The organism is Paraburkholderia kirstenboschensis, from assembly GCF_904848585.1.
Classification (GTDB): domain Bacteria; phylum Pseudomonadota; class Gammaproteobacteria; order Burkholderiales; family Burkholderiaceae; genus Paraburkholderia; species Paraburkholderia kirstenboschensis.
The window spans coordinates 1-11,110 of sequence record NZ_CAJHCR010000013.1; the positions used below are offsets into that span (position 1 = coordinate 1).

Sequence of the window (11,110 nt, forward strand, 5' to 3'; positions counted from 1 at the left end):
GTCGCGCGCGCCGAAGAACCAGGCGAGCAGGATCACCGTGTAGATGGCCATCACGACGGCGGTGATGCGTTGCGCGAGCCAGTCGCGCAGACCGTAGTGCGCGCCGACGACAAGACGCTTCGGACCGATTCGGTTAGGGGCTGCCATTTTTTTAGAATGCTCCGAAGAGTTTCGCCGCGAAGGCGATCGTGAGAAGCGAGGACACGACGAACACGACGATGGAGGTCTGCTTGCCGCCTTCCTTGTTGACCGCGCGGTGCGTGTCCATCACGAGGTGACGGATGCCCGCGCAGAAGTGGAACAGGAACGCCCAGGCGAGCACCAGCGTGATGAGCTTGACGATGATGCCGGAGAGAAAGGCCTTGAAGACCTCGAAGCTCAGTTCGGAAGTCAGGCTCTGGTCGAAGAGGTACAGCAGGAACGGAAGGAAAACAAACAGCAGACCACCGCTCAAGCGATGAAGAATCGACACGCGCCCCGCAAGCGGCAGGCGGTACGCCGTCAATATCTGCCCGATACCGATGTTCCGGTATTCCGGCCTCGGTTTTTTTAATGTGTCAGCCACAGTAGACCCCTTTGCCTCTTTAGATAAACACAACGGCGCGCACCGCCGCTCGCTCCGATATAGGCGCGAATCGTGTCCTACCTCATCCTTTAATGATCGAACGGCGCTGTATTGCGGGAGGATTTATAGGACGGACCGCGCGATAGCGATATTTTGTCGCACCGCTGATATACTGTCCAATATCTATCGCGTCTTACTGAAATAGCTTTTTCAGATATCAGATGGAACTGCGTCATATTCGCTACTTTGTCGCCGTCGCTGAAGAACGCAACGTCACTCGCGCGGCCGAAAGACTTGGCATTGGGCAGCCGCCGCTCAGCCAGCAGATCCACGCTCTCGAAGACGAAATGGGCGTGCGGCTGTTTCGCCGCACCGGTCACGGCGTCGTATTGACAGAGGCTGGCGAGGCATTCGCCGCCGACGCAAAGCGCATCCTGTACGACACCCGGCTTGCGGTCGAAAAGGCGCAGAGCGCGGGCCGTGGCGAAATCGGGCAGCTCAACATCGGCTTTACCGGGTCCGCAGCGTTCAATCCTGTCGTGTCCAAGCTGATTCGCGGCTATCGGCAGGACTATCCGAACGTCACCCTCACGCTTGCCGAAGGCAACACCGCACAACTGCTCGCCTATCTCGGCGACGGCCGCGTGGACGTCGCCTTCGTGCGTCTCGGCAGCCAGTCGCCGGCGGGCGTGCAGTTCCACCACATTGCGATCGAGCCGATGCGCGTCGTATTGCCGGCAACGCATCGCCTCGCGAAGAAACGCAAAATCGCGCTGTCCGCATTAGCTGAAGACCCGTTCGTGATGCTTCCGCGAGAGGCGAGCCCCACGCTGCACGACGTCATTGTCGGAGCATGCAGGGAAGCCGGGTTCGAGCCGATCGCGGGACAGCAGGCGCCGCAGCTGTCGTCGGTGGTGAATCTGGTTGCTGCGGAGTTTGGCGTCTCGCTGGTGCCGGCTTCCGTGTGTCAGATACAGGTGGAAGGCGTCGCTTATACCGACGTGCTCGGCAACGCCATCTCGATCCGGCTCGTGCTGGCCTCACGCATCGAAGCCGCGCCAGCAAAGACAGCGAACTTCCTGCAGAAGGCGTTTGCGCTGGCGTCGTCGGTTACGTGAGGTGTCGAAGCCTCAGCTAAGTTCGACCGCTCGGAACGAGTTGTGCGCTGTCGTTGAGCGAAGTCTTGCGGCGCCTTCGAAGCAACTGTCGGCGTGAGTCGTCACGTCGGCGAGGAGCAGCGTTGCGGCGCTGTCTTTTTTAGCAACACATCAAGCGTCTATTGCGTCAGCGTGCAACAACGTTAGTCACGTTGCGTAGCGTGCTTATTCCTATCGTTACTCCCGATCGTTCCCGGCCTGGCGCGTCTTGCGCCGTAGCGCTGCCGCAATGGCATGCGACTTGCCTTGAACGACTCGCAGCCAGCCTGCGTTCCCCAGACGATGACGCCACTGCGGCTTCACGTCGATAACTCAACATCAACCATGTGGCATCAACCGGAGCAGCTGCTTTGCGCGAACTCTGGTCGACCGCAACGAGTTGCATGGGACCAGAGTAACGCGCCAAGGCGCGAACTCTGGTCGACAAGGAGACAAGGATGAAAGCTCGTTCTATTTCGACGATGCGGCCAGCGACGCTTGCGTTAAGCGTCGCCGCGGCCGTCAATCTGTTATGCGGACCGGTCGCCATGGCCGACGACTATCCGGCCGTCACCTACGAGCGTCTGACAGCCGCGCAAAGCGACCCCGGCTGGCTGACGTACTACCGCACCTACAACGGGCAGGCGCACTCGCCGCTCAAGCAGATCGACACGTCGAATGTGAAGCAGCTGAGACAGGTCTGGAGCTACAAGTTTCCAGCAGAGCTTCAACAGGGTTTTGAAGCGACGCCGATCGTCAATGGCCGTTATCTGTTCGTGACGACGCCGAAAGACAACGTCTATGCGTTCGATGCGGCGAGCGGCAAACAACTGTGGAAATTCGAGCCGAAGCTCGGCGCCGAGTCGTTCAAGACGGCATGCTGCGACGTGATCAACCGAGGCGTCGCGCTGTACGGCAGGAACGTCTATGTCGCGATGCTCAACGGCGACGTCGTCGCACTGGACGCACAAACGGGCTCGCTGGCCTGGCGCAAGGCGATGTTCGAGCCCGGGCTCGGGTACGCGTTTTCTCTTGCGCCGCTCGCGCTCGACGGCGCGCTGGTGGTGGGCAGCGCAGGCGGGGAATATGGTGCGCGCGGTTTCATCGCGGCATTGAATCCGGACAACGGCAACGTGCTGTGGAAGCGGTTCACCGTGCCAGCGGCTGGCGAGAAGGGAGCCGATACATGGCCCGACGGCATGCAGGAACATGGCGGCGCTCCCGCGTGGCTCACGGGCACGTATGACGCGGCATCGAAAACACTCTACTGGGGCGTGGGCAATCCGGGACCGTGGCTCGCCGATCTGCGGCCAGGCGACAATCTGTATTCGGACTCGCTGCTCGCGCTCGATCCGAAAACCGGCGATCTCAAATGGCACTACCAGTACACCAAACACGACACCTGGGACTATGACGGCGTCAACACGCCGGTGCTTGCAAACATCAAGTATCAGGACAAGGACTACGACGCGATTCTTCACGCGGACCGTAACGGCTTCTTTCACGCAATCGACCGCGGCACCGGCAAGCTGATCTACGCCAAGCCCTTCGTCAAGGCGACTTCTGTCACTGGCTATACAGCCGACGGCGCCCCGATTCAGGACCCGTCAAAATATCCGAAGACCGGCACGACGATCGAAACGTGCCCGAGCTTCCTCGGCGGCAAAAACTGGTGGTCGGTTTCATACGATCCGGACAAGCACATCGCGATCGTTCCCGCGTTGCATGCGTGCATGTCGCTGTCCGGCAAATCGGTGACTTACATGGAAGGGCTGCCGTACCTCGGCGAGGGCTTCGAGATCAAGCCGGAACCGGGAAGCAAGGGCTACGGAGAACTGCAGGCGATCGACGTCAGCACGGGCAAGAAACTCTGGAGTCACTGGAGCAAGCTGCCATGGAATGGCGGCGTGGCGACGACCGCGGGCGGCCTTGCGTTCAGCGGCTCGCTCGACGGCTATCTGTACGCATTCGACTCGGCGACCGGCAAGGTGCTATGGAAGAGCCCGAAACTCGCAAGCGGAATCGTGGCGCAGCCGTCGGTTTTCGAGGTGGACGGCAAGGAGTATGTCGCCATTCTCGCCGGTTACGGTGGCGCTAATCCGATCTGGGGCGGTCCGATGGCGAAGGCCGCGGAGAAGGTCCCACGCGGCGGCACGCTCTACGTGTTCGCACTCAATCACAGCTAATGTTGATGCGGCCGCCGCACCCGACTGCCCAGCGCATTAGCGTAAGCAGACGGAGCGCAGCGGCCCGGCCTTTCCCGGAAGCAAGATCATGAAGACTCGACTCAATTCCTTTGCTCTCGCCAGTGTGTTGCTGGCCGCCGGCGCGTCCATGCCGGTCGATGCCAGCGCCGGCGTGCGTGTTTGCACGTTCCCGGGCAGCCCGTCGACAGTACTCGACGAAGCGGTTGCGCGCGAAGCGTTCCGCACGGCGGGGATCGCACTCACGCTCGCTCCCGGCGGCTTCGCCAGTAGCGACGACGACGGCGTGTCGCTGAAAGAACTCGACAAGGCGCTTGCGCGCAAATGCGACGTGATTGCCGGCTTTCCGCGCTCTACAGTCGCGGATGGCTCCGACAGCAAGCTAACTTTCTCACGCGAGTACCTGCACTCGGGCTACGTGAGCGTGACCCTGCATGAGCCGGCCGCGCAGACAGGCGGTGCCGAGATCGTTGCGGCAACTTATGCGAGCCCCGCGCAGTTGATCGCCGTGCAGCAGCCGAACGTCAGGCTCGATCTGGAGAACACCGCTGAGCTTACCGTCGATGCGGTCGCAACAGGCCATGCGCAACGTGCGATCGTCTGGTATCCCGCTGTCGTCGCTTATACGAAAACGCATCCGGAGCCGCGCTTCAGGATCGCGCAAGCTGCTTCTGCGTATGCCGACTGGCATCTGGTATTCGCGTTCGGCAAGAGCGGTGCGACGTTGCAGCCGCGTATCGACGCGGCGTTACGCAAGATGGAGTCCGACGGCAGGCTCTCAACGTTGACGCGCGCCTGGACGCTGCCTCGCACAGCGCAGGCGAGGGTGCCGGACGCAACGGCGGTTGCCGCGGTTGCCGGGTTTGCCTATCGCGACGGTCCGCGCCATGCCGATACCGCGTGGGGAATTAGGCGGGCAGGCGGTCGTGAACTCCAGCAAGGCGGTTTCATCAAGGTCGATGCAACCGTATCAGCGGACGCACCTGGTTTTGACCGGTCGCAGGTGGCGCACGGCAAGACCTTATACTCGAGCGCGTGCGCGAAGTGCCATGGTCCGGATCTGCAAGGCTTGAATGCGCCCGCATTGCGCGGTCCGTCGTTCGCCCCGGCGGCGAATGCGAAGCTGACCATCGGCGGCGTTTACGGATACATGGCGACTAACATGCCCGCAGATCGTCCGGGCAAGATGAAGCCGCAAGACTACGCGGACATCATGGCGTTCCTGCTGTATTCGAACGGCTACAGCGCCGGGGCGAGCAAGCTGACGGACGACAATGCGAGAGCGTCGTCGAGACCGCTGAACGCCGGTACTTCGCAGTAGGTGCATCGGTTAGGAGGAGGCGCCGCAATCGGAGCGCGAGTCCCGGATTTGATAAGCCATCCTACTGACGCCGCCACGCGAGTCGCGCATCATGACTCGCGTGGCGGCGTTTTCTCGTTGCTTCAGCGAGTGGCGATATACATCGTGATCTCAAAACCAAAGCGCAGGTCGGTATAGGCGGGTGTAGTCCACTGCATGGATGTCTCCTTGGATATGACAAGTGATTCAAGAACCGCTTCGTGCAAGCGGTCATGTATTAAACGCAAGGTCTATGCCGAGCAGGTCAGGAGTATTTCGGAGTTATTGAAGCGCTAGACAAAGCGCTGTATCTCGACCGAAAACTTGACGGCGGATCAACGCGCCTTGCAACGCGCCGATGCGGCGCGTTGCGTCTGGCCCGAAGGTCACGCGCTGCTCAATTGCAGCACAGCGGTGTTCCAGAATGGAACACCGCAACGCAATGCAATGCGTGCAGTGCTGCAGCGCGATTTACGCAGCGTCTTCGCTATTATTCGCGTGCTGCGTCGGCAGCTTGCGATAGATCGTATTGCGCGAGATGCCAAGCGTGCGAGCCGCCGCCGACACATTGCCGCCATGTTGCGCCACCGCGTTCGCGATCACGCTGGCCGCTACGTCGTGAAGCCGCCCGCTCGCGAGCGGCGGCGCATCGACGGGGCGCGGGGACGACTGACCAACGGCGCGCAGATCGTCGAAGAAGTCATCGGGAAGATGCTCGCGCCGGATTTCGCCGTCGGCATCCACCATGACGGCCGCAGTGCGCAGCAGATTGCCGAGTTGCCGGAAGTTGCCTGGCCAAGCGCATCGCTCGAACAGCCTCATCACGTCGTCGGCAACACTGAGCGGCTGGCCGTCGGCGTTCTCGGCCGACGCACAATGCAGCATCTTCTGAATCACCGCCGACAGATCGGTGCGCTCGCGCAACGGAGGCAACTTGACCACCAGTCCATTGAGCCGGTAATACAAGTCTTCGCGAAAGCGGTTCTGCGCGATCATGGCGCGCAGATCGCGATGGGTCGCGCAAATGATGGCGACGTCGACCGGAATTGACTTTGCGGAGCCAAGCGGATTCACGAGACGCTCCTGCAGCACGCGCAATAGCCGCACTTGCAACGGATAGGGCATGTCGCCGATTTCGTCGAGAAACAGGGTTCCGCCGTCGGCCTGCAGCAGTTTGCCGACCGCGCCTTTGCGCCGCGCGCCGGTAAATGCGCCTTCTTCGTAGCCGAACAGTTCCGATTCGATCAATGTTTCGGGTATCGACGCGCAGTTCACCGCAACAAAGGGCGCTGCGCGGCGCGGCGAATCGTTGTGGATCGCCTGAGCGAGCAGTTCCTTGCCGGTACCTGTTTCTCCGGTGATCAGAATCGGGATGTTCTTGCCGATTACCTTGCGCACCTTCGCAATTACCGCTGCGATCTGCGGATCGCCGGTGTCGAGGTAGCCGAGCTTCGACAGCGGAGTCGCAGACGCCGCCGACTGGCCGCCGCGCTGCGGTACCGCTTCGGCCTGCGCGCGCGGCGCCGACGGGTCGTCGGCGAGCGTGGTGCGCCGGAATTGAACATGCGCGCAAACCACCGCGCCGTTGCTCAGGTTCAGCGACAGATGGCGGTCGCGGTGCATGCGCAGACGGTCCATCAACTGTGCGCTGGTGAGGCCGAATAGCGACGACAGCGTATGCGCCCGCAATCCGGCCAGCGGCAGACCCAATTGGAACTGTGCACTGCGATTCGCGGACAGGAAGCGGCCGTCGCAGGTGAACGCGGCAATGCCTTCCATCAACGTGCCGAGAAACTCGGCGCGCCCGTGAAAAGCAATCTGCAACGTCTCGCGAAAGGTGTTTGCAAACAGATGATTTTCGATCATCTGCACCGACATTTTCGCCAGCGCCATGGTGTGCTGATGATAGCTGCGGTGGTCGCCGGTGACATCGAGTACGCCGATCAGGTCGCCGTAAGGATCGAGGATCGGCACGCTTGAGCAGGTCAGAAACCGGTTGGCCGCGAGATAGTGCTGCTGGCCATGCACGACGGTCGGGCTGCGCTCGGCGAGCGCCATGCCGATCGCATTGGTGCCCTGGCGGTCTTCTGCCCAGTTCGCGCCCGGGCGCAAAGCGACTTTCTCCGCGCGCCGCAGAAAGTCGTCGTCGCCGATCGAATGAAGGATCAGGCCTTCGGCGTCGGTCAGCACGATCATGCTCTGGGTGTTCACAATCTGCTCATGCAGCGTCTCCATGACCGGCGTCGCGTGCGCGCACAGAATGCGGTTCTGCTCCAGCTTCAATGCGAGGTCGGCGGCGGGCAGCACGTCGTAGTCGGGGCGCGTCGAAGCGCTCAAACCGAAGACTTCCGAGCGTTCATGGGACTTTTGAATCGACGGCGTGAGCCAGCAATCCCCGTGAGGGGCGATTGGCGTTACAGCGTGATAAGTGTCACCGCGCATTGTCTCCTCCTGTTTGGCCCCGGTCGTTTTGCCGGGGTCGTGCTGGCGTGGCACGATGCAACTTCTGCGCCAGGAGTGCGTGCCTGGGGTGGTCACGCGCGATGTATAGAGTTATGCCACGTTCCGGCTAGCTCGATTGCGAGCCGGAGACCGATTCCCGGCAGGGCGCGTGACGCTCCTGTCTACGTTCGCGTCGAGCGCACAGCTACGCCATACGTGCTGACGATCCGCGCATCCTGTTCAGCGGCCGAAAACAGCTCCCACTCGAGTCCGTTCACATCGACGCTGCTTGAATACGCGTTGGCGGTATCGTCTTCGAATCCGACGTGCCGCAGTTGACCCGCCTGCTCCGGTTTCTCGTTGATCGAGAAGTTGAGCAGGTCGGTTCGCCACATGGCGTACTTGCCCGGCACGACGGCGTCGGGCGAATGTCCGAGCCGGCGGCTGTAGTCGGCAATAGATTCGTCGAGGCTCGCAACAGCGAGTGCAATGTGAAAACGCTTCATGATGGGCTCCGCGATGGTTATTCGTTTGGACGGTGCGCCCATCGTAGCCACTGCGCGCGAGCGCAACTAGGCAAGCGGTTATGCTGGTATGTGCGTTACCCGGTTATGCTCGCGCAGGTCGATCATGCCTGGCTTGCCTACCTCGGCGCCGCGACCTTGACGTCGTGCCAGTGGATCGCGCGTCGCCACGCCGCTTCGGATCGTGACACGCTGAACGCAGCCGCTGGCTTCGCGGCACTCTGGCCTCAGGTGCCTTTACAATTCAGCACTTGAATCCGATAAACGTGAAACGCGCGATGAGATACCACTTTGCATTGATCCTTGCGGCCGCCGCCGCGAGTACTGCCGCGAACGCTCAAACGTCCGCGAACGGCGAGACAGCCGCACTGCAATGTGCGATCGGGAAAGTGACGGGTGTGGGCGGGTCGGAACAGAGCGTTCGCGAATATCTCGCGACGCCTGAGCGGGACAAATACCGCTACATTGCGGACAACCCGATTCAATGCCGCATTTCCGACGAGGGCCGGGCGTCCGCATGTACCGGCATCACCACGCTTAAGCGCGAACAGGTGAGCGTGTACGATCAGATCGACAGCACGATGATCACCGTGGTCGCGCGCGTCGAGCTGGATCACGGCACGTATCCGGTGCTTATCGCCGTGCCGAGGAAAGACGTGCAGTGTCAGGAGTAAGTGATCTGGCTCTGCCGGCTTCGCGCGCTGCCGCGATTCCTATTGCAAAGGTAACTCGCCCATGCAAGCCAGATTCCGAATCGACGTGCTCGCGAGCATTCCTCGAAGCGTCTGGGTACTCGGAGGTGTGAGCCTTTTCATGGACATCTCGTCGGAGATCGTCCATAGCCTCTTGCCGATGTTCCTGACAGTGAGCCTCGGTGCAAGCGCGGCGACCATCGGCCTCATAGAAGGCATCGCCGAAGCGACCGCGCCGATAGTGAAGGTGTTCTCCGGCGCGCTTAGCGACTACCTTGGTAACCGCAAGTGGCTCGCGGTAACCGGCTATGCATTGGGTGCGTTGAGCAAGCCGCTCTTCGCGATTGCGCCGACCGTCGGCGTGGTGGTGAGCGCTCGCGTCATCGACAGAATCGGCAAGGGGATCCGCGGTGCCCCGCGGGACGCACTCGTTGCGGACGTCACGCCTGTCCACCTCCGAGGCGCCGCGTTCGGCTTGCGTCAGTCGCTCGATACCATCGGCGCGGTGTTGGGGCCGCTGTTCGCGGTGGTCATCATGTCGGTGTGGGCAGACAACTTCCGGCTTGCCTTCTGGCTTGCCGTCATACCTGGTGTACTGGCCGTCGCGCTGTTGATGTTCGGCATCCACGAGCCGGCGCGTGAAGCGGGAGCGAAGCGCGTCAATCCTGTGCGGCTCGAGAATCTGAAGAAGCTGGGGGCTCGCTACTGGTGGGTCGTCGCCATTGGCGCTGTGTTTGCCCTCGCCCGGTTCAGCGAAGCATTCCTCGTTTTGCGTGCGATGGGCAGTGGGGTACCCATCGCTCTGGTTCCGCTCGTCATGGTGGCGATGAATATCGTGTATTCGCTGTCGGCCTATCCGTTCGGTAAACTCGCGGACACGATGAATCACACGCGGCTGCTGATCGCGGGCGTCGTCGTGCTGATCGCTTCGGACCTAGTGCTCGCACACGGCAGCCACTGGGGCATCGTGCTGCTCGGCGTCGCATTGTGGGGTTTGCATATGGGCATGACGCAAGGGCTGCTCGCGACCATGGTTTCTCACACCGCGCCGGCGCAATTACGCGGCACTGCGTTCGGCTTTTTCAATCTGCTGGGCGGCGTCGTCACACTGCTTTCGAGCGTTATTGCCGGTGAGTTGTGGGACAAGTTCGGGGCTGCGGCTACCTTCCATGCAGGCGTCGTTTTCTGCGTCGCGACAATCGCGCTGCTGGTAGCCGGCAAGGCACCCGACACGCGCGCAGCGGCGGACTGACGAGCAAACAATGACCAAAGGCCGCCGCTATCCGTTGAGTTCCGCGACGAGGCGCGACAGGCGGGCGATGCGGTTACGGTACATGGGTGCTTGCGGACTCGTCTTCAGATGTTCGACGCGGTCGCGCCAATAGGTCGGCGGAAAAGGCGTCTGGGACGCCCATGAGATCACGCGCTCGAGGTGAACAAGCTCGTTTTCGAAAATGTGGTGGTGCATTGTTGACCCCCGTGGATGGCCAGTCTGGTCTGGTCACGACGTCGTTGAAATCTGACGCCGCGTAGGGCTGCTCAAGCAGCTCGTTTTCCGCGACTCATTACAACAGGGTGAGCCGTCGCAGCCTTTTCCCGGAGGAAAGGCAACGACGGCTGGACCAATCCCGCAGCGGATCTTCGGTGCATAGCCAAAAGATTTTCCGCTATTCAGTGCCACGCATTGCGAGCCGCTCCTCTGCGGGAGCATGGTCGTCATCTTTCTACACGGTCACCGCTACAACAGCACAGCCCTCTCTCAGTCTGGTGCCAACGGTGCTTTGCCGTTGGCGGCGATCTTCGTTGCACGCATTAGTTCGTATGACTAAACGACGGATTGCGACGATGAATCGCGATCGCACGATCCGCGGTGTCGACGGTCCCGTAACGGACGCGGCCACGCGGGCGTAGAACGTCGAACACATTGCAACGCGCGATCTTGTTTGGTCTCTCAGGCTCCCCGGTCATTCGGACAAGTTCGTTCGCAGCTTTCCGGCCACCTGCTTTCGTATAAGCAATGGTCGTGCCATATGTTGAGATGGCGTATGCGCGGGCGCATCGGCCAATCCGCTTTGCCTGTGTTGGTCGATCCCGTCCAGATGGACGGTCAAAGTTGGTCGTTTTCGTCCAGATGGACATGCGGCGCGCGTAATGGGGCGATTTCGTCCGGTGCGGGAGGACGCTTGGCAGCTTGATGGAAGAAACGCG

10 protein-coding genes and 1 pseudogene are annotated in these 11,110 nt (G+C 61.4%); 5 read left to right on the forward strand and 6 right to left on the reverse strand.

Translation table 11 applies throughout. The features are described from left to right. Together JMY24_RS26470 and sdhC are read right to left on the reverse strand one after the other, a co-directional pair. Positions 1-147: pseudogene (locus tag JMY24_RS26470) on the reverse strand (succinate dehydrogenase, hydrophobic membrane anchor protein); the annotation flags it as partial. Between the two features lie 4 nt (positions 148-151). Next, complete coding sequence (gene sdhC, locus JMY24_RS26475) at positions 152-565, reverse strand: succinate dehydrogenase, cytochrome b556 subunit (RefSeq protein ID WP_201703215.1); 414 nt, start codon at positions 563-565, stop codon at positions 152-154. A 221-nt stretch (positions 566-786) separates the two neighbouring features. Here sdhC and JMY24_RS26480 point away from each other — a divergent pair, with 221 nt between their 5' ends. The 3 genes from JMY24_RS26480 to JMY24_RS26490 all read left to right on the forward strand — a co-directional run bounded on the left by JMY24_RS26480 (position 787) and on the right by JMY24_RS26490 (position 5,226). Then, positions 787-1,683, forward strand: coding sequence for a LysR family transcriptional regulator (locus tag JMY24_RS26480; protein ID WP_201703216.1), 897 nt, complete (start codon positions 787-789; stop codon positions 1,681-1,683). 476 nt (positions 1,684-2,159) lie between these two features. Next, a complete protein-coding gene (locus JMY24_RS26485) occupies positions 2,160-3,887 on the forward strand; it encodes a methanol/ethanol family PQQ-dependent dehydrogenase (RefSeq protein ID WP_128598644.1) in 1,728 nt (575 codons plus the stop codon). Between the two features lie 88 nt (positions 3,888-3,975). After that, positions 3,976-5,226 carry a c-type cytochrome gene (locus JMY24_RS26490; RefSeq protein WP_201703217.1) on the forward strand — a complete coding sequence of 417 codons (1,251 nt, stop codon included), beginning with the start codon at positions 3,976-3,978 and terminating at the stop codon, positions 5,224-5,226. Between the two features lie 122 nt (positions 5,227-5,348). On the opposite strand, the gene pqqA is transcribed toward JMY24_RS26490, so the two are convergent. The 3 genes from pqqA to JMY24_RS26505 form a co-directional block, all read right to left on the reverse strand. Further along, positions 5,349-5,423 (reverse strand): pyrroloquinoline quinone precursor peptide PqqA, encoded by a 75-nt coding sequence (pqqA, locus tag JMY24_RS26495; RefSeq protein ID WP_033379411.1) that lies wholly within the window; start codon positions 5,421-5,423, stop codon positions 5,349-5,351. 292 nt (positions 5,424-5,715) lie between these two features. Beyond that, positions 5,716-7,686: a sigma-54-dependent Fis family transcriptional regulator gene (locus tag JMY24_RS26500; protein ID WP_201703218.1), complete on the reverse strand. Its 1,971-nt coding sequence runs from the start codon at positions 7,684-7,686 to the stop codon at positions 5,716-5,718. Between the two features lie 182 nt (positions 7,687-7,868). Beyond that, positions 7,869-8,192: a VOC family protein gene (locus JMY24_RS26505; protein ID WP_128595113.1), complete on the reverse strand. Its 324-nt coding sequence runs from the start codon at positions 8,190-8,192 to the stop codon at positions 7,869-7,871. Positions 8,193-8,488: 296 nt separating this feature from the next. Here JMY24_RS26505 and JMY24_RS26510 point away from each other — a divergent pair, with 296 nt between their 5' ends. Together JMY24_RS26510 and JMY24_RS26515 are read left to right on the forward strand one after the other, a co-directional pair. After that, on the forward strand, positions 8,489-8,884 hold the full coding sequence (locus JMY24_RS26510) for a hypothetical protein (RefSeq protein ID WP_128595112.1): 396 nt from the start codon (positions 8,489-8,491) through the stop codon (positions 8,882-8,884). 61 nt (positions 8,885-8,945) lie between these two features. Continuing rightward, positions 8,946-10,154, forward strand: coding sequence for an MFS transporter (locus tag JMY24_RS26515; protein WP_128595111.1), 1,209 nt, complete (start codon positions 8,946-8,948; stop codon positions 10,152-10,154). 27 nt (positions 10,155-10,181) lie between these two features. Here JMY24_RS26515 and JMY24_RS26520 read toward each other — a convergent pair whose 3' ends face one another. Beyond that, a complete protein-coding gene (locus JMY24_RS26520; RefSeq protein ID WP_128595110.1) occupies positions 10,182-10,370 on the reverse strand; it encodes a hypothetical protein in 189 nt (62 codons plus the stop codon). Positions 10,371-11,110: the final 740 nt, after the last annotated feature.